This is a genomic window from Rathayibacter festucae DSM 15932 (assembly GCF_004011135.1).
Taxonomy (GTDB): Bacteria; Actinomycetota; Actinomycetes; order Actinomycetales; family Microbacteriaceae; genus Rathayibacter; species Rathayibacter festucae.
In genome coordinates, this window is sequence record NZ_CP028137.1 from 2,028,766 (window position 1) to 2,047,158 (window position 18,393).

Sequence of the window (18,393 nt, forward strand, 5' to 3'; positions counted from 1 at the left end):
GATCAGCATGAAGCGCCCCTGCTGGTCGAGTAGCCGCGCAGCAGCCCCTTCATGCTGGTCGAGCAGCCGCGCAGCGGCGTATCGAGACCCGCCCCGTCAGCGCCGCGCCCGCGGGTGCGCCGTCGTGTACACGTCGCGCAGCGTGTCCGCCGTCACCAGCGTGTAGATCTGCGTCGTCGCCACCGAGGCGTGCCCCAGCAGCTCCTGCACCACCCGCACGTCCGCCCCGCCCGCGAGCAGGTGCGTCGCGAAGGAGTGCCGGAAGGTGTGCGGCGAGATCTCGCGATCCAGCCCCGCCTTCTCCGCGACCGCGCGGATGACCAGCCACGCGCTCTGCCGCGACAGCCGGCTCCCGCGCACCCCGAGGAACAGCGCCGGCGTCGCCCGCCCGCGTCGCGACAGCTCGGGCCGCGCCCGCACCAGGTAGTCCTGCACCGCCTCGCGCGCGAAGCTCCCGAGCGGCACCATCCTCTGCTTCGAGCCCTTGCCGGTCAGCCGCACCACCTCCGAGTCGAAGACGTCGTCGACGCTCAGGTCCACCGCCTCCGAGATGCGCGCCCCGGTGGCGTAGAGCAGCTCCAGCAGCGCCCGATCGCGCAGCTCCGACAGCTCCTCGCCCCGGGCCGCCTCGAGCAGCGACGCCATCTGCTCGACCGTGATCGCCTTGGGCAGCGTCATCGGCAGCTTGGGCGGCAGCACGTCGTGGGCGACGTCGTCGGCGACGCGCCCCTCCTCCAGCGCGAAGCGGTGCAGCCCGCGCACGCTCGAGAGGATCCGCGCCCGCGAGCTCGCCGCGAGCGGCCGCTCAGCCCGAGCCGCCAACCAGGACGCGAACTCCCCCACGTCCGAGCGCCGGAGCGTCGCGAGATCGGTGACCCCGCGCTCCTCGAGCCAGCCGAGGTAGAGCCCCAGATCGCGCCGGTAGGCGGCGATCGTGTGCGCCGAGAGTCCGCGCTCGACGCTCGCCTGCCGGAGGAAGGCGTCGGCGATCGCGGGTGGAGTCACCCCCGGCGGACCCGCGGGTGCCGCGTCCACGGCGAGGAGGCGTCGCCGAGCCCGGCCCAGCCGCGTGCGCGGAAGGCGTGCGCCGCGAGCACCGCGAGGCACAGCGACGGGTTCTGCACCCGGCGCGCGAGCACGGCGTCGACGGCCTCGTCGAGCGCGACCCAGCGCAGCTCCATGTCGGCCTCCTCCGCCTCGCGCTCGAAGGCGGCGTCGGTGGCGGAGAGATCGCGCGCCAGGTAGATGCGGATCACCTCGTCGCTGCCGCCGGGCGAGGTGGCGAACTCCGAGAGCAGGTCCCAGCGTCCGGCCCGCAGGTCGGTCTCCTCCCCCAGCTCGCGCTGCGCGGCGACGAGGGCGTCCTCCCCCTCGATGTCGAGGAGGCCGGCCGGGATCTCCCACTCGCGGGTGCGCACGGGGTGGCGGTACTGCTTGATCAGCGCGACGCGGTCCTCGTCGTCCAGGGCGAGCACCGCGACGGCGCCCGTGTGGTCGAGGAACTCCCGGCGCAGCTCGCCGTCGCCGTAGCGGAAGGTCTCGGCGCGGACGCCCCAGACCATGCCGTCGAAGACGCGCTCGCTGGTGAGGATCTCGGGCTCGACGAGCTCGTCCGAGAGCAGGACGTCAGAGGCCGGCGCGTCCGAGGGCACGGAGTCGGTCGCGTCAGTCATCGGAGCCGGCCTCCGACGCCGGGAACAGCCGCGACGCCTCCTGGCGCTCGAGCGCCGCGGTCACGAGCCCCTTGAACAGCGGGTGCGCGTTGTTCGGCCGCGAGCGCAGCTCGGGGTGAGCCTGCGTGCCGACGTAGAACGGGTGCTTCTCGCGCGGCAGCTCGACGTACTCGACGAGGCTGCCGTCCGGGGACGTCCCCGAGAACCAGAGGCCGGCCTCGGCGATGCGGTCGCGGTAGCCGTTGTTCACCTCGTAGCGGTGGCGGTGGCGCTCCGCCGCCTGCGGCGCTCCGTAGACCTCCGCGACGATCGAGCCCTCGGCGAGGTCGGCCGTGTAGAGACCCAGGCGCATCGTGCCGCCCATGTCGCCGGCGGCGAGGATCTCGACCTGCTCGGCCATCGTCGCGATGACGGGGAACTCGGTCTCCGGGTCGAACTCGGAGGACGACGCGCCCTCGAGCCCGGCCTCGTTTCGCGCGTACTCGATCACCATGCACTGCAGCCCCAGGCACAGGCCCAGGGTCGGGATGCCGTTCTCCCGGGCGAAGCGCAGCGCGCCGAGCTTGCCCTCGATGCCGCGGATGCCGAAGCCGCCGGGGACGCAGATGCCGTCGAGCTCGGAGAGCGCCTTCGCGGCCGCCTCCGGGTCCTCGAGTCCGTCGGACGCGATCCAGCGCAGGACGACCTTGGTCTGCTGCGCGAAGCCGCCGGCGCGCAGCGCCTCGGTGACCGAGAGGTACGCGTCGGGCAGGTCGATGTACTTGCCGACCAGGCCGATGGTCACCTCGTGCTTGGGCTCGTGCACGGCCTCGAGCAGCTGCGACCAGCCGTCCCAGACGACCTCGCCGGCCGACAGGTCGAGCTGGTCGATGATGTAGGAGTCGAGCCCCTGCTCGTTGAGCATCGAGGGGATCTCGTAGATCGACGCGACGTCCTTCGCGTTGACCACGGCCTGCTCGTCGACGTCGCACATCAGCGCGATCTTGCGCTTGTTCGACTCCGACACCGGCCGGTCACTGCGCAGCACCAGCGCGTCCGGCTGGATGCCGATCGAGCGCAACGCGGCGACGGAGTGCTGGGTCGGCTTGGTCTTCTGCTCGCCGGAGGCGCCCATGAACGGCACGAGCGAGACGTGCACGAAGAAGACGTTGCGGCGGCCGAGCTCGTGGCGCACCTGGCGGGCCGACTCGATGAAGGGCTGCGACTCAATGTCGCCGACGGTGCCGCCGATCTCGGTGATGATCACGTCGGGCTGCGGGTCGTCCTCGGCCTGCAGGCGCATGCGGCGCTTGATCTCGTCGGTGATGTGCGGGATGACCTGGACCGTGTCGCCGAGGTACTCGCCGGCCCGCTCGCGGGCGATCACCCGGGAGTAGATCTGACCGGTGGTGACGTTCGCCGCCTGGTTGAGGTTGATGTCGAGGAAGCGCTCGTAGTGCCCGATGTCGAGGTCGGTCTCGGCGCCGTCGTCGGTCACGAAGACCTCGCCGTGCTGGAACGGGTTCATCGTCCCGGGATCCACGTTGAGGTAGGGGTCGAGCTTCTGCATCACGACGCGCAGTCCGCGCGCGGTGAGCAGGTTGCCGAGGCTGGCGGCCGTCAGGCCCTTGCCGAGCGAGGAGACGACCCCGCCCGTGACGAAGATGTGCTTCGTGACCTTCGCGGGGGCGGTGTCGCGCCCGGCCGCAGAAGTGTCGGAAGAGGAAGAGGAAAGGCCCGAGTTCGAATTGTCCACCACGGGGTTCCACCGTAACAGCAGAACCGGCTCCGGGCGCCGCCGCCGCCGATTTCGCACCGGTCGGGGGGCGGCGCACTGCGCGTCGTCAGCGCCGCCGGCTCGACTCGAGCAGCTCGCGCGCATGCGCCAGGGCGTTCTCGGAGTCGGTCAGCCCGGAGAGCAGGCGCGCCATCTCGGAGACCCGCTCTTCAGCGTCCAGCTGCGTCACCGCACTCGAGGTGACCGAGCCGTCCGAGCCCTTCTCGACCCGGAGGTGGTTGGTCGCGAAGGCCGCGACCTGGGCCAGGTGCGTCACGACAATGACCTGCGACGTCTCGGCCAGGCGCGCGAGCCGGCGACCGATCTCGATCGCCGCCGCACCGCCGACGCCTGCATCGACCTCGTCGAAGACGAACGTCGGCACCGGATCGTTCGCCGCCACGACCACCTCGATCGCGAGCATCACCCGCGAGAGCTCTCCCCCGGAGGCGCCCTTCGCGAGCGCGCGCGGAGTGGCCCCGGTGTGCGGCTGCAGCAGCATCTCGACCGTGTCCCGCCCGTGCACCGTCGGCTCGCTCGCGCTGCCGACCTGCACGTGCAGGCGCGCGTCGGCCATGGCCAGCGCGGTCAGCTCGTCGCTCACCCGCGCACCCAGCTCGGCGGCGGCCGCGGTGCGCAGCTCGGTCAGCCGGTCGGCGAGCCGCTCGACCAGATCGGCGTCGGCGGCGGTGTCCGCCTCGAGGGCCGCGATCCGCTCGTCGTCGCCGTCGAGCTCGAGCAGCCGCAGGCCGGAGGAGTCGACCAGGTCGAGCACGTCGTCGAGGGTCGGTCCGTAGGTGCGGGCCAGGGCGGAGAGCTCCGCCCGGCGGTTCTCGATCAGCTCGAGGTCGTGCGCGCCGTCGAGGTCGAGCTCGGCGAGGTAGGAGGAGAGGCCGGCCGCGACGTCGCCGAGCAGCACCGACGCCTCGCCGAGGGTCTGGGTCAGCGGCTCGAGTGCCGCGTCGTGCTCCGCGGCGCGCTCGAGCACCCGGCGGGCGATCTCGACGAGGCCCAGGGCGTCCCGGCCGTCGAGCTCCTCCGAGGACACGGCCTCGCGGGCCTCGCCCGCGGCGATGCGCAGCTGCTCGATGCTGCCGAGCCGCTCGGACTGCGTCGAGAGCTCGACGTCCTCGCCGCGCTGCGGGGCGACCACCTCGATCTCGGCGAGCGCGCTGCGAAGTCGCTCCGCCTCGCGTGCCCGCGACTCGCGTGCTGTGGTCAGCTCGTCGAGCTCCTCGCGGTTGGCCCGCCAGCGCTCGAAGGCGCTCGCGTAGTCGCGCAGGGCCTCCCCCAGCTCGGGTCCGCCGAAGCGGTCGAGCGCGTCGCGCTGCGCGGCGGCCGAGCGGAGCCGGATCTGATCCGACTGCCCGTGCACCACGACGAGCTGATCGGCCAGCTCGCTGAGCACGCTGACCGGGGCGCTGCGGCCGCCGACGACGGCGCGGCCGCGCCCCTCGGCCGAGACCGAGCGGGCGAGCAGCAGCTCGGGTCCGTCGAGGTCGCCGCCGGCGTCGTGGACGCGATCTGCGACCGCGCCCTCCTCGGGCACGAGCCAGCGGCCCGACACCCAGGCCTGCTTGCTGCCGGAGCGGACGGCGGACGCGTCGGAGCGCGCGCCGAGCACGAGGCCCAGGGCGGTCACGACCATGGTCTTGCCGGCACCGGTCTCGCCGGTGACGGCGGTGAATCCCGGTCCGAGCGGGAGGGTCGCCTCGGCGATGACGCCGAGGTCGCGGATCTGCAGCTCCTCGAGCATGCGGCTACTCCGTCTCCGCCGACCCCCGCCATCCGCGGATGGGGAGACCGAACTTCTGCACCAGGCGATCGGTGAACGGGGCGTCGTGCAGGCGGGCGAAGCGCACCGGCACGGGCGAGCGGCGGTAGACCACCCGCGCCCCGGGCGGCAGCTCATAGGTGCGCCGGCCGTCGGCCCAGAGCACGCCGACGCCGTCGGTGCGCTCCTTCACCTCGACGGCGAGGCTGGAGTCCGGCCCCACGACGAGCGGGCGGGCGAACAGGGCGTGCGCACTGAGCGGCACGAGCAGCATCGCCTCGAGCGTGGGCCAGACGACGGGACCACCGCCGGAGAACGCGTAGGCGGTCGAGCCGGTGGGCGTCGACACGACGATGCCGTCGCAGCCGAAGCTGGAGAGCGGGCGGCCGTCGACGCCGACCATCACCTCGAGCATCCGCTCGCGGCTGCCCTTCTCGACGGTCGCCTCGTTGAGCGCCCAGGTCTCGTAGACGACGGCGTCGTCGATCTTGACGCGCACGTGCAGCGTCATCCGCTCCTCCACGGCGTAGTCGCCGTCGAGTGCGCGCGCGACCGCGTCATCGAGGTCGTCCCGCTCGCTCTCGGCGAGGAAGCCGACATGGCCGAGGTTCACCCCGAGCAGCGGAGCCGTGCCGGTCCGGACGATCTCGGCCGCGCGCAGGATGGTGCCGTCCCCGCCGAGGACGAAGACCAGCTCGATCTCCTCCAGCGTGACGTCGGCACCGAGGACGGCCACGTCGCTGAGCTCGGGCGCGGTGCGGACGATGTCGCCCTTGTCGTCGGCGCAGAGCACGGGCCGGGCTCCGGACCCGCGGAGGCGTCCGACCACGAGGATCGCCGCTTCGAGGGAGTCCGCCCGTCCGGTGTGGGCGATGACGAGGATGTTGCGCTCGCCAGGAGGGGACTGCATCGAGTGGGTGTCCTTCGGGTCGATCGACGGCGGCGGACACGATCGCGTCACCCGAGGGTGAGCGCGGTGACCGCGTCCCTCCATTCTGTCGGAATCGTTCCGCGGTCGCGGTGGAGGTGCACCAGATACTCCTGATTCCCAGCGCCACCCGGGAGCGGCGAGGCGATCAGGCCGGCCACTCCGAGTCCCGCGTCCCACGCGGACCAGAGCACGTCCGAGAGCGCCTCGCGCCGGAGCTCCGGATCGCGGACGATCCCCTCCTTGATGCCGAGACGGCCCACCTCGAACTGCGGCTTGACCAGCACGACGAAGTCGGCACTCGGCGCGACGGAGGCGGCGACCGCCGGCAGCACCATCGACAGGGAGATGAAGGAGACGTCGGCGACGACGAGGTCCGGCACGACATCCGTTCGGGAGGCCGCCGCGAGCGAGCTCGCCGTCATCTCCCGGGCGTTGAAGCCCTCGATGACGTGCACTCGCTCGTCGGAGCGGATCCGCGGCGCCAGCTGCCCGTGACCGACGTCGAGCGCGATCACCGACGCGACTCCGCGTTCCAGGAGCACCTGGGAGAAGCCGCCGGTGGAGGCCCCGACGTCCAGGGCGTTCGCGCCGTCGACCCGCACGGTGGGGAAGGCGTCCAGTGCGGCGATCAGCTTGTGGGCCGCCCGGCTGACGTAGTGGTCCAGCGAGGCGACGGCGACCTCCTGCTCGGGCCGCACTCGGATCGACGGCTTGAGCGCCGGCGCACCGTCCACGGTGACGACGCCGTCGGCGATCATGCGCGCCGCGTGCACTCGCGATCGAGCGATGCCTCGTGAGGCGAGAGCGGTGTCGAGTCGCTGATCCTCGGAGTCGGTCATCGAGCGGAGTCACCACCCTCGAGCCGGATCCGCAGCTGCTCCTGCAGTTCCAGATAGGCGGCGGCCCGCGACGCCAAGGGCGACTGCTCGATGTCGTCGAGACGATCGCCGAGTTCGACGCTCTCGCTTCCGGACGTGCGGTCCTCGGACATCGTCACTCCTCACGGCGCCGCGTCGAGCGGCTGATGGCTCCTTCTGTGGAACCTCTGGTTAAACAGCGATGGCCACCCATTTCTGGGTGGCCATCGTGAATTGGTGTCCGGCGGTGTCCTACTCTCCCACAGGGTCCCCCCTGCAGTACCATCGGCGCTGAGAGTCTTAGCTTCCGGGTTCGGAATGTGACCGGGCGTTTCCCTCTCGCTATGGCCGCCGTAACCCTCTCAGACACACCCACCAGCCTGAGGCGTGGTGGTGGTCAAATCTGGGTCACACGTCATGCGTGTGTTCTGTTGTCCGCCCCGAAGGTGCGGTGTGCAGGTCGTGTCTTTGCGAACACGACCCGCGGTATGGAGCCCGTATTCTGGGAACCACAAAGTGGACGCAAGCAATCTCTGACCACTCCTACCAGCCTTTACAACGGTATGAGTGTAGTGATTATCAAGTTATCGGCTTATTAGTACCGGTCAGCTCCGACAGTCTTTAGTCCTGTCTTCCACATCCGGCCTATCAACCCAGTCGTCTGGCTGGGAGCCTCTCCCCCGAAGGGATGGAAATCTCATCTCGAAGCCGGCTTCCCGCTTAGATGCTTTCAGCGGTTATCCGTTCCGAACGTAGCTAATCAGCGGTGCTCCTGGCGGAACAACTGACACACCAGAGGTTCGTCCATCCCGGTCCTCTCGTACTAGGGATAGATCTTCTCAAATTTCCTGCGCGCGCAGCGGATAGGGACCGAACTGTCTCACGACGTTCTAAACCCAGCTCGCGTACCGCTTTAATGGGCGAACAGCCCAACCCTTGGGACCTACTCCAGCCCCAGGATGCGACGAGCCGACATCGAGGTGCCAAACCATGCCGTCGATATGGACTCTTGGGCAAGATCAGCCTGTTATCCCCGAGGTACCTTTTATCCGTTGAGCGACAGCGCTTCCACAAGCCACTGCCGGATCACTAGTCCCGACTTTCGTCCCTGCTCGACTTGTCAGTCTCACAGTCAAGCTCCCTTGTGCACTTACACTCGACACCTGATTGCCAACCAGGTTGAGGGAACCTTTGGGCGCCTCCGTTACTCTTTAGGAGGCAACCGCCCCAGTTAAACTACCCATCAGGCACTGTCCCTGAACCCGATTAGGGTCCGAAGTTAGATATCCAGAGTGACCAGAGTGGTATTTCAACAATGACTCCACGAACACTAGCGTGCCCGCTTCACAGTCTCCCACCTATCCTACACAAGCCACACCGAACACCAATACCAAACTATAGTAAAGGTCACGGGGTCTTTCCGTCCTGCTGCGCGTAACGAGCATCTTTACTCGTAATGCAATTTCGCCGAGTTCGCGGTTGAGACAGCTGGGAAGTCGTTACGCCATTCGTGCAGGTCGGAACTTACCCGACAAGGAATTTCGCTACCTTAGGATGGTTATAGTTACCACCGCCGTTTACTGGGGCTTAAATTCTCAGCTTCGCCTTGCGGCTAACCGTTCCTCTTAACCTTCCAGCACCGGGCAGGCGTCAGTCCGTATACATCGTCTTGCGACTTAGCACGGACCTGTGTTTTTAGTAAACAGTCGCTTCCCACTGGTCTCTGCGGCCATCGAACGCTCCCGGAGCAAGTCCGTTCACGCCTCAGGCCCCCCTTCTCCCGAAGTTACGGGGGCATTTTGCCGAGTTCCTTAACCACGATTCTCTCGATCTCCTTAGTATTCTCTACCTGACCACCTGAGTCGGTTTGGGGTACGGGCAGCTAGAACCTCGCGTCGATGCTTTTCTTGGCAGCATAGGATCACCGATTTCGACTTGCGTCTACCCATCAGATCTCAGGCTATGTGAACGACGGATTTGCCTATCGTTCGCCCTACATCCTTAGACCGGGACAACCATCGCCCGGCTCGGCTACCTTCCTGCGTCACACCCGTTAATACGCTAAACGCACCAGCACGGGGTCGTACGCTAGGCCCAACGCTTCACCCCGAAGGGATCCATCAAAGGGATTCAGATACTTAGCACTACTGGATTGTCTTGGGCGGTTCTTCGCCGGTACGGGAATATCAACCCGTTGTCCATCGACTACGCCTGTCGGCCTCGCCTTAGGTCCCGACTTACCCAGGGAAGATTAGCTTGACCCTGGAACCCTTGGTCTTCCGGAGGACGGGTTTCTCACCCGTCTTTCGCTACTCATGCCTGCATTCTCACTCGTGTGGCGTCCACGGCTGGTTCACACCGCCGCTTCACTCGCCACACGACGCTCTCCTACCCATCAACACGGCTGGACCACGAAGGCCTACCACTAATGTCAATGCCACAACTTCGGTGGCGTGCTTGAGCCCCGTTACATTGTCGGCGCGGAATCACTTGACCAGTGAGCTATTACGCACTCTTTCAAGGGTGGCTGCTTCTAAGCCAACCTCCTGGTTGTCTGTGCAACTCCACATCCTTTCCCACTTAGCACGCGCTTAGGGACCTTAGTTGGTGGTCTGGGTTGTTTCCCTCTCGACTATGAAGCTTATCCCCCACAGTCTCACTGCTGCGCTCTCACTTACCGGCATTCGGAGTTTGGCTGACGTCAGTAAGCTTTTGGGCCCCATCGGCCATCCAGTAGCTCTACCTCCGGCAAGAAACACGCAACGCTGCACCTAAATGCATTTCGGAGAGAACCAGCTATCACGAAGTTTGATTGGCCTTTCACCCCTATCCACAGCTCATCCCCTCCATTTTCAACTGAAGTGGGTTCGGTCCTCCACGACGTCTTACCGTCGCTTCAACCTGGCCATGGATAGATCACTTCGCTTCGGGTCTAGACCCTGCGACTGAATCGCCCTATTCGGACTCGCTTTCGCTACGGCTGCCCCACACGGGTTAACCTCGCCACAGAGCACTAACTCGCAGGCTCATTCTTCAAAAGGCACGCCGTCACCCCAACATGGGAGCTCCGACGGTTTGTAAGCAAACGGTTTCAGGTACTATTTCACTCCCCTCCCGGGGTACTTTTCACCTTTCCCTCACGGTACTTGTCCGCTATCGGTCATCTGGGAGTATTTAGGCTTATCAGGTGGTCCTGACAGATTCACACGGGATTTCTCGGGCCCCGTGCTACTTGGGATACTCTTCACGCCATAACACCATTTCGACTACGGGGCTCGCACCCGCTCTGGCCAGGCATTCAAACCTGTTCGTCTATGATGCGCTGTAACGTTCAGTGCTCGGCAGAACACAACGAAAAGTCCCACAACCCCGACCATGCAACCCCTGCCGGGTATCACACATGATTCGGTTTAGCCTCTTCCGCGTTCGCTCGCCACTACTGACGGAATCACTGTTGTTTTCTCTTCCTGTGGGTACTGAGATGTTTCACTTCCCCACGTTCCCTCTACCCGCCCTATATATTCAGGCGGGAGTCACCAGGTCACCACAAGGGGCCTGGCGGGGTTTCCCCATTCGGAAATCCTCGGATCACAGCTCGTTTATCAGCTCCCCGAGGCTTATCGCAGATTACGACGTCCTTCTTCGGCTCCAGATGCCAAGGCATTCACCGTTTGCTCTTAAAAACTTGAAAATCACATGAGTTTAAGAAACCACAACTCGAAAAGTTGCAGATCCAATGATTGGCAAGAACACAACCCGAAGGCTGCTCCTTGCGAATCTTGTCGACCCGAACAACCCGCAAAGGCTGCCCGAGTCTAAGATGCTCGCGTCCACTGTGTAGTTCTCAAAATACGGGCGGTATCCCTCCCCCACACACCCAGGCGTGAAGAAAGGATCCAGGAGAGTCGAGATCCAGCCACCCCCGAAGGAGCAGCCGGCCCGGTCCCTCAGGACCCAACAGCGTGCATGTGCAGTCGCCCACCCGCTCATGCGTTCCCAACCCGAAGGCTGTACTGACACGAGACGAATCTCTTCCTGCACCCAGTTCAATGTTCCACCCATGAGCTACCAGCAAAGACATTCGCTTTGATCTGGCGCCTGGAACAACCTCTACGCCGAAGCGCATGGTGTCCAGATGCTCCTTAGAAAGGAGGTGATCCAGCCGCACCTTCCGGTACGGCTACCTTGTTACGACTTAGTCCTAATCACCGATCCCACCTTCGACAGCTCCCTCCTTGCGGTTAGGCCACTGGCTTCGGGTGTTACCGACTTTCATGACTTGACGGGCGGTGTGTACAAGGCCCGGGAACGTATTCACCGCAGCGTTGCTGATCTGCGATTACTAGCGACTCCGACTTCATGAGGTCGAGTTGCAGACCTCAATCCGAACTGAGACCGGCTTTTTGGGATTCGCTCCACCTTACGGTATCGCAGCCCTTTGTACCGGCCATTGTAGCATGCGTGAAGCCCAAGACATAAGGGGCATGATGATTTGACGTCATCCCCACCTTCCTCCGAGTTGACCCCGGCAGTCTCCTATGAGTTCCCACCATGACGTGCTGGCAACATAGAACGAGGGTTGCGCTCGTTGCGGGACTTAACCCAACATCTCACGACACGAGCTGACGACAACCATGCACCACCTGTATACCGACCTTGCGGGGCAACCATTTCTGGAAGTTTCCGGTATATGTCAAGCCTTGGTAAGGTTCTTCGCGTTGCATCGAATTAATCCGCATGCTCCGCCGCTTGTGCGGGCCCCCGTCAATTCCTTTGAGTTTTAGCCTTGCGGCCGTACTCCCCAGGCGGGGAACTTAATGCGTTAGCTGCGACACGGAGACCGTGGAAAGGTCCCCACATCTAGTTCCCAACGTTTACGGCGTGGACTACCAGGGTATCTAATCCTGTTCGCTCCCCACGCTTTCGCTCCTCAGCGTCAGTAACGGCCCAGAGAACTGCCTTCGCCATCGGTGTTCCTCCTGATATCTGCGCATTCCACCGCTACACCAGGAATTCCATTCTCCCCTACCGCACTCTAGTCTGCCCGTACCCACTGCAGGCCCGAGGTTGAGCCTCGGGTTTTCACAGCAGACGCGACAAACCGCCTACGAGCTCTTTACGCCCAATAATTCCGGACAACGCTTGCACCCTACGTATTACCGCGGCTGCTGGCACGTAGTTAGCCGGTGCTTTTTCTGCAGGTACCGTCAAGCCGAAGCCCTTCTTCCCTACTAAAAGAGGTTTACAACCCGAAGGCCGTCATCCCCCACGCGGCGTTGCTGCATCAGGCTTTCGCCCATTGTGCAATATTCCCCACTGCTGCCTCCCGTAGGAGTCTGGGCCGTGTCTCAGTCCCAGTGTGGCCGGTCACCCTCTCAGGCCGGCTACCCGTCGTCGGCTTGGTGAGCCATTACCTCACCAACTACCTGATAGGCCGCGAGTCCATCCTTGACCGAAAAACTTTCCACCCGCACCCGATGCCGGGGCAGGTCGTATCCGGTATTAGACGCCGTTTCCAGCGCTTATCCCAGAGTCAAGGGCAGGTTACTCACGTGTTACTCACCCGTTCGCCACTAATCCACCCAGCAAGCTGGGCTTCATCGTTCGACTTGCATGTGTTAAGCACGCCGCCAGCGTTCGTCCTGAGCCAGGATCAAACTCTCCGTAAAAATATTACGAACACCAACCCCGAAAGGAAGGCACTCAAGTTTGACCTCTAGCAAATAAGACATCATTACTGACATCAATTTCCAAAGGAACCCAACCGGATCACAAGACCCGGACGGGGTTATAAATTTGGCATTGAACATAGTGCACGCTGTTGAGTTCTCAAGAATCGGACACATCCCGCCTCCACACCAGAAGAGATGCTTCACAACGGAAGTGATCGAAGATGTTGTATCGAAAGCCGGCCTGATTCAGGCGGACCGTTCGATTTGTTCGTGTCGCCGAGACCGGGTAGGATTATCAGAATCGAAGTCCCGATCGCCTCCGTGGCAACTCGACTAACTTAGCACATCCGCAGGCCGTGTCAAGTCGGCGTCTTCGTGATGCTCGGCGTCGGATCCGGAGATCGTCTCGCCGTCATCGTGCGCAGCCGAGGCCGTGCACCGAAGCCGAGGACCTGGGTCCCGCGGAGGCTTTGCATCTTACGCTCGCGATCCGCCGCCATCAAGAGACGAATCTCTAACAGGCTTGAGAGCGAGGGGATGGTCATCGCTTGAGGGGGGCCGGCGGGTCACGATGCTCTGCATCCGACTCTCGCTGTCCGCTCCTTTGGGCTGACGAGGAGTTACATTACGTCGAGGTTTCGCGGCCCTGCAAATCGCTCGTCGCCCGGGCGTGTCGCGATCCGGGCTCCTCTCGGCGCGGACCGGGTCCGCGTCAGGAGACGAATGCGCCGGCGAAGCTCTTCTTGCCTCGGCGCAGCACCGCGATCCCGTCGATCAGCGGGAGGTCGCCGAGCACGGCGGCGTCGTCCGACACCGCGGTGTTGTTCACCGAGAGACCGCCCTGGCCGATCGCCCGGCGGGCCTCGCCGAGACTCGTGACGAGTCCGGCCTCCACGAAGGCCTGCACCACCGGAGTCGCCGCGGTCGCCTCGACCGTCGTCACCGCCTGGAGTGCTCCCCGCAGGATCCCCGCGTCGACGCCCTCCAGCGACCCGCGACCGAAGAGCGCCGAGGAGGCTGCGATCACCGAGGCCGTCACCGCCTCCCCGTGCACGAGAGTGGTGACCTCGCTCGCGAGCGCGCGCTGCGCCTCCCGCTTGAACGGTGCTTCGACGCTCGCCTGCTCGAGCCGCTCGATCTCGGTGCGCGGCAGGTAGGTGAAGGTCTTCAGCCGGGCCGCCACATCGCGGTCGTCGGTGTTGAGCCAGAACTGGTAGAACGCGTACGGGCTGGTGAGCGACGGGTCGAGCCAGACGGCGTTGCCCTCGCTCTTGCCGAACTTCGTCCCGTCGGAGTTCATCACCAGCGGCGTCCCGATGGCGTGCACCGAGACCCCCTCCGTCCGGTGGATCAGATCGGTCCCGCTGGTGAGGTTGCCCCACTGATCGCTGCCACCCGTCTGCAGGACGCAGCCGTACTGGCGGTAGAGCTCGAGGTAGTCCAGCCCCTGCAGGATCTGGTAGCTGAACTCGGTGTAGCTGATCCCCGCGTCGGAGTTCAGGCGGGCTCTGACCGCGTCCTTCTTGAGCATCGTGCCCACCCGGAAGTGCTTGCCGATCTCCCGGAGGAAGTCGATCGCCGACAGCGGCGCCGTCCAGTCCAGGTTGTTCACCAGCCGCAGCGGGTTCTCCCCCTCGGTCGAGAGGAACCGCGACACCTGCGCCTGCAGGCGGGACACCCACTCGACCACCGTCTCGCGGGAGTTGAGCGTCCGCTCCGCCGTCGGCCGCGGGTCGCCGATGAGCCCGGTCGATCCGCCGACGAGACCGAGGGGACGGTGCCCGGCGAGCTGGAGCCGGCGGAGCACGATCAGCTGCACCAGGTTGCCCAGGTGCAGGCTCGGCGCGGTCGGGTCGAAGCCGCAGTAGTAGGTGATCGGGTCTCCGGCGAGGAGCTCGCGCAGTGCTGCCGCGTCGGTCGACACGTGGATCGCGCCACGCCAGACGAGCTCGTCCCAGACGTTCTCGAACGAGGGATCGAGCGACGGGGTGGTCGCGGATCCGCGGGAGTCCTGATCGGTCACCCGTCCAGGGTAGCGCGAGGCCGGCGGCTCGCTCGGCGTGGGATCAAGTCCGAGAGCTTGATGTCACGGCATCAAGCCCTGATACTTGATCGAGGAGGTCATCGTGTTCGTCATCACCGCCGATCAGCGCGACAGTCGTCACGACGACGACCGGGTCGAGCAGGCGATCGCCGCTCTGCTCGAATCGAAGGAGTCGTCCTTCGTGCTCCCTCCCGAGCGCACCGCGGGCGACGAGTTCCAGTTCGTGCTCGACCGCGCCGAGGCCGTCGTGTCCGTGGTCCTCGCGCTCCACCGCTCCGGGCACTGGAGCATCGGCCTCGGCATCGGCGCGATCGAGCGGCCGCTGCCCCGGACCACCCGCGCCGCCCGCGGAGCGGCGTACTTCGCGGCGCGGCGCGCGGTCGAGGCGGCGAAGGGACGGGCGACCCGCTTCTCCCTCGACCCCGGTGCCTCCGGCTCCGATCCGTCCGGCCACGGCTCCCCCGACGACGCCTTCCCCTCGGTCGGCGACGCCCAGGCTCTGTTCGATCCGCTGCTCCACCTCCGGGACTCGCGGACCCCGGCCGGGTGGGAGATCGTCGACCTCCTGGACGCGGGGCTCTCGCAGAAGGAGGCCGCCGAGCGTCTCGCCGTCACCCCCCAGGCGGTCAGCCTCCGGGTGCGGACCGCGAGCGCGCGCGCCGATGGACCGGCACGGGACGCCCTCGCCCGGCTGCTGACGGTGGTCGACCGTACGCTCGACCCCGACGCGGCGGCGAGCACCGACCCGTCGCAGCGCGGATCGATCGAGACCGACGCAGCTTCCGCTTCCGCTTCCGCTTCCGCTTCCGCTTCCGCTTCCGCTTCCGAGAGGACACCCCGATGACGGCACTCCGCACCGCACTGCCCGAGACCTTCGCCGTCGCCGCGCAGTCCGCCTCCTGGACCGGCGTGCTCCTGGTGCTCCTCACCGGAGTCGCGGGCGCCGTCCTCGCGGTGCGCCTGCGCCGCCCCTCGCTCGGCTGGATCAGCATCGGCGCCGCGGCCGCCGCCTTCCTGCTGACCGGCGTGGCCGGCGCCTCCGCTCCCCCGGCGCTCGCTCTCGCCGTCGTGGTGCTCGCCTTCGCACTCGCGGTCCTCGGCGGCGGGCCGGTGGTCCTGCTCACCCTCGATCTGGCGACCACCGACTCCCGCAGCGGTGCACACGGCGGCATCATGATCGCCGCCGCTCAGCGTCCGGGGACCCCCGGGGTCGCTCCGTCGGCGATCGGCCAGCCGATCGAGGTGCTGCGCGGCGGCACCACCATCGGCGTGCTCGAGCGGATCGCCACCGCGGGCGCCCTGCTCAGCGGTCTGCCGGAGGGCGTCGCCGTGATCGTCGCCGTCAAGGGCGTCGGCCGCTTCAGCGAGCTGGCGTCCCCCGAGGCACGCGAGCGCTTCATCATCGGCACGCTCGCCAGCCTCGCCTGGTCCGCGGCGCTCGGGATCCTCGCGCGGCTCTACCTGGCGGGCTGACCGCCGCCGGCGTCCGGGCGACGCCGGGCCACCGCCCGCCGGTAGGGCGAGACCGATGGATCTCCGGGGATCGAGAACCGCCAGGGGAAGGCGGCGTCGCCGCCCTCGCCGGAGACCCCGGTCCGGGCGGACGACTCGATCGGCACCGGCGACTCGCGCGGCAGCAGCTCGAAGGAGAGAGCCATCGGATCGCCCGACTCCGCGAGGGTCACCCCCAGCGCCTTGGCGAGCCGCGCCGGACCGCGGGCGAGGTCCCTCGGGCGGACCGGTCCGCGTCGGAGCAACGCCAGCTCCTCCCCCACGACCACCTCGCCGGCGCGCAGCAGCACCGCGGACGCCGTGCCGGCCGGCGAGCAGACCAGGTTGACGCAGGTGTGCATGCCGTAGCTGAAATACGCGTAGACCGTGCCCGGCTCCCCGAACATCGGCGCGTTCCGCGGCGACCGGCGCCGGTGCGCGTGCGAACCCGGGTCCTCGCCGAGTCCGAGGTAGGCCTCGACCTCGGTCAGCCGGACGCCGACGATGCCCTCGTCGGTGCGGTGCAGCAGCACCGCTCCGAGCAGATCGGGAGCGACCTCGAGGGCCGAGCGCGACAGGTCGAGCGGCTCCGGCATCCCTAGAAGAAGCTCTGGCCCGAGACCACGGTGACGATGATCACCGCGATGATCACGACACCCGCGACGACGACGAGGGTCCGCTGCTGCCACGGCGGCAGCGGCGGACGGCCGTCGTCGCCGGGCGGGCCCTGGAGGGTCACGACCCGTCCCCGCGGAGGGCGGACCGGACGACGCGCACGCGCTCGGTCAGCTGCGCGAGCTGCTCCGCCACCCGGTCGGGTGCGGTGCCGCCGACGCCGTCGCGGCTGGCGACCGAGCCCCCGATGCTGAGCACCGAGCGGACGTCGGGCGTCAGCAGGGGCGACACCGAGCGCAGCGCCTCGTCGTCGAGGTCCTCGAGACCGAGGCCCCGGGTCTCGGCGAGCTTGACCAGCTCGCCGGTGATCTCGTGCGCGTCGCGGAACGGGACGTGCTTCTTGACCAGCCACTCGGCGACGTCGGTCGCGAGCGAGAAGCCCTGCGGGGCGAGCTCGGCCATCCGGTCGGTGTGGAAGGTCAGCGTGGCGATCATCCCGCTGAACGCGGGGAGGAGCACCTCGAGCGTGGTCACCGAGTCGAAGACCGGCTCCTTGTCCTCCTGCAGGTCGCGGTTGTACGCGAGCGGGAGCGCCTTCAGTGTCGCGAGCAGGCCCGTCAGGTTGCCGAGCAGGCGACCCGCCTTGCCGCGCGCGAGCTCGGCGATGTCGGGGTTCTTCTTCTGCGGCATGATCGACGACCCGGTCGAGTAGCCGTCGTCGAGGGTGACGAAGGCGAACTCGCGCGTGTTCCAGAGGATGATCTCCTCCGCGATCCGCGAGACGTCGATGCCGATCATCGCGCTGACGAAGGCGAACTCGGCGACGAGGTCGCGGCTCGCGGTGCCGTCGATCGAGTTGGGCACGCTCGCGGCGAAGCCGAGCTCGCGGGCGACCGCCTCGGCGTCGAGCCCGAGGGTCGAGCCGGCGAGGGCACCGGAGCCGTACGGCGACACGTCGGCGCGGACCGCCCAGTCGCGCAACCGCTCGAGGTCGCGCAGCAGCGCCCACGCGTGCGCGAGGAGGTGGTGAGCGAGCAGCACCGGCTGCGCGTGCTGCAGATGCGTGCGGCCGGGCATGATCGCCGCAGGGTGGGCGGAGGCCTGCGCGGCGATCGCGTCGATCAGCTGCACCACCAGCTCGGCGATGACGGCGGCGTGGTCGCGGAGGTACATCCGCACGAACGTCGCGATCTGGTCGTTGCGCGAGCGCCCGGCGCGCAGCTTGCCGCCGAGCTCCGGGCCCGCCTCGAGCATCAGGCCGCGCTCGAGCGCGCCGTGCACGTCCTCGTCGGCGTCGTCCGCGGTGAAGCGGCCCTCGACCACCGCCGAGCGCAGGCGCTCGAGCGCGTCGAGCATCCCGGTCAGCTCGGCGTCGTCGAGGTAGCCGGCGGTCGCGAGGGCCCGGGCGTGCGCGCGGGAGCCGGCGATGTCGTACTCGGCGAGCTGCCAGTCGAAGTGCGTCGACTTCGAGAGCGCGGCCAGCTCGGGCGACGGGCCGCCGGCGAACCGGCCTCCCCAGAGCGCGCCGGCCTCGCCCGCGCGGGCGGAGGGTCGTTCCGTCATGGTTCTCCTCGGGGTCG

Annotated in this window: 13 protein-coding genes and 3 rRNA genes; 2 read left to right on the forward strand and 14 right to left on the reverse strand. The window is 66.9% G+C overall.

Annotated features, from left to right (window positions below):
- Positions 1 to 96: 96 nt before the first annotated feature.
- The 11 genes from xerD to tyrS form a co-directional block, all read right to left on the reverse strand.
- Positions 97 to 1,005, reverse strand: coding sequence for a site-specific tyrosine recombinase XerD (gene xerD, locus C1I64_RS09510; protein WP_127887035.1), 909 nt, complete (start codon positions 1,003 to 1,005; stop codon positions 97 to 99).
- On the reverse strand, positions 1,002 to 1,673 hold the full coding sequence (locus C1I64_RS09515; RefSeq protein WP_127887036.1) for an NUDIX domain-containing protein: 672 nt from the start codon (positions 1,671 to 1,673) through the stop codon (positions 1,002 to 1,004). The genes xerD and C1I64_RS09515 overlap by 4 nt, the downstream gene beginning before the upstream one ends.
- Positions 1,666 to 3,429 (reverse strand): CTP synthase, encoded by a 1,764-nt coding sequence (locus C1I64_RS09520; protein ID WP_185019975.1) that lies wholly within the window; start codon positions 3,427 to 3,429, stop codon positions 1,666 to 1,668. Before C1I64_RS09520 ends, C1I64_RS09515 begins: the two co-directional genes overlap by 8 nt.
- Positions 3,430 to 3,496: 67 nt before the next feature.
- Positions 3,497 to 5,185, reverse strand: a complete 1,689-nt coding sequence (gene recN, locus C1I64_RS09525) for a DNA repair protein RecN (protein ID WP_123446036.1) — start codon at positions 5,183 to 5,185, stop codon at positions 3,497 to 3,499.
- A 4-nt stretch (positions 5,186 to 5,189) separates the two neighbouring features.
- A complete protein-coding gene (locus tag C1I64_RS09530) occupies positions 5,190 to 6,113 on the reverse strand; it encodes an NAD kinase (protein ID WP_123446532.1) in 924 nt (307 codons plus the stop codon).
- Positions 6,114 to 6,160: 47 nt separating this feature from the next.
- A complete protein-coding gene (locus C1I64_RS09535; protein ID WP_127887037.1) occupies positions 6,161 to 6,973 on the reverse strand; it encodes a TlyA family RNA methyltransferase in 813 nt (270 codons plus the stop codon).
- Positions 6,970 to 7,125 (reverse strand): hypothetical protein, encoded by a 156-nt coding sequence (locus C1I64_RS20030; RefSeq protein WP_164874500.1) that lies wholly within the window; start codon positions 7,123 to 7,125, stop codon positions 6,970 to 6,972. Before C1I64_RS20030 ends, C1I64_RS09535 begins: the two co-directional genes overlap by 4 nt.
- Before the next feature lie 105 nt (positions 7,126 to 7,230).
- Positions 7,231 to 7,347, reverse strand: a 5S ribosomal RNA gene (gene rrf / locus C1I64_RS09540).
- A gap of 219 nt (positions 7,348 to 7,566) precedes the next feature.
- A 23S ribosomal RNA gene (locus tag C1I64_RS09545) occupies positions 7,567 to 10,682 on the reverse strand.
- Between the two features lie 455 nt (positions 10,683 to 11,137).
- Positions 11,138 to 12,660: ribosomal RNA gene (locus C1I64_RS09550) — 16S ribosomal RNA — on the reverse strand.
- Together the 16S, 23S and 5S rRNA genes form the textbook arrangement of a ribosomal RNA operon.
- 715 nt (positions 12,661 to 13,375) lie before the next feature.
- Complete coding sequence (tyrS, locus tag C1I64_RS09555) at positions 13,376 to 14,686, reverse strand: tyrosine--tRNA ligase (protein ID WP_127887038.1); 1,311 nt, start codon at positions 14,684 to 14,686, stop codon at positions 13,376 to 13,378.
- A gap of 103 nt (positions 14,687 to 14,789) precedes the next feature.
- On the opposite strand from tyrS, the gene C1I64_RS09560 reads away from it, so the two are divergent.
- Together C1I64_RS09560 and C1I64_RS09565 are read left to right on the forward strand one after the other, a co-directional pair.
- Positions 14,790 to 15,551: a DNA-binding protein gene (locus C1I64_RS09560; RefSeq protein ID WP_208645112.1), complete on the forward strand. Its 762-nt coding sequence runs from the start codon at positions 14,790 to 14,792 to the stop codon at positions 15,549 to 15,551.
- Positions 15,548 to 16,180: a hypothetical protein gene (locus tag C1I64_RS09565; protein WP_244209439.1), complete on the forward strand. Its 633-nt coding sequence runs from the start codon at positions 15,548 to 15,550 to the stop codon at positions 16,178 to 16,180. Before C1I64_RS09560 ends, C1I64_RS09565 begins: the two co-directional genes overlap by 4 nt.
- On the opposite strand, the gene C1I64_RS09570 is transcribed toward C1I64_RS09565, so the two are convergent.
- Genes C1I64_RS09570 through argH form a run of 3 tightly spaced genes read right to left on the reverse strand, consistent with a single transcriptional unit; the run spans position 16,165 to position 18,376 of the window.
- Positions 16,165 to 16,794: a DNA-3-methyladenine glycosylase gene (locus C1I64_RS09570; RefSeq protein ID WP_127887039.1), complete on the reverse strand. Its 630-nt coding sequence runs from the start codon at positions 16,792 to 16,794 to the stop codon at positions 16,165 to 16,167. The genes C1I64_RS09565 and C1I64_RS09570 overlap by 16 nt on opposite strands.
- Before the next feature lie 2 nt (positions 16,795 to 16,796).
- Positions 16,797 to 16,937 (reverse strand): hypothetical protein, encoded by a 141-nt coding sequence (locus C1I64_RS20035; RefSeq protein ID WP_159422422.1) that lies wholly within the window; start codon positions 16,935 to 16,937, stop codon positions 16,797 to 16,799.
- Positions 16,934 to 18,376 (reverse strand): argininosuccinate lyase, encoded by a 1,443-nt coding sequence (gene argH, locus C1I64_RS09575; RefSeq protein WP_127887040.1) that lies wholly within the window; start codon positions 18,374 to 18,376, stop codon positions 16,934 to 16,936. Before argH ends, C1I64_RS20035 begins: the two co-directional genes overlap by 4 nt.
- Positions 18,377 to 18,393: the final 17 nt, after the last annotated feature.

What these genes read in the sequence shown, in the direction of transcription:
- C1I64_RS09535 (WP_127887037.1), bottom strand. Translation starts at nt 6,973, where the DNA reads ATGACCGACTCCGAGGATCAGCGACTCGACACCGCTCTCGCCTCACGA.
- C1I64_RS09530 (WP_123446532.1), bottom strand. Translation starts at nt 6,113, where the DNA reads ATGCAGTCCCCTCCTGGCGAGCGCAACATCCTCGTCATCGCCCACACC.
- argH (WP_127887040.1), bottom strand. Translation starts at nt 18,376, where the DNA reads ATGACGGAACGACCCTCCGCCCGCGCGGGCGAGGCCGGCGCGCTCTGG.
- C1I64_RS09570 (WP_127887039.1), bottom strand. Translation starts at nt 16,794, where the DNA reads ATGCCGGAGCCGCTCGACCTGTCGCGCTCGGCCCTCGAGGTCGCTCCC.
- recN (WP_123446036.1), bottom strand. Translation starts at nt 5,185, where the DNA reads ATGCTCGAGGAGCTGCAGATCCGCGACCTCGGCGTCATCGCCGAGGCG.
- C1I64_RS20030 (WP_164874500.1), bottom strand. Translation starts at nt 7,125, where the DNA reads ATGTCCGAGGACCGCACGTCCGGAAGCGAGAGCGTCGAACTCGGCGAT.
- C1I64_RS09515 (WP_127887036.1), bottom strand. Translation starts at nt 1,673, where the DNA reads ATGACTGACGCGACCGACTCCGTGCCCTCGGACGCGCCGGCCTCTGAC.
- C1I64_RS09565 (WP_244209439.1), top strand. Translation starts at nt 15,548, where the DNA reads ATGACGGCACTCCGCACCGCACTGCCCGAGACCTTCGCCGTCGCCGCG.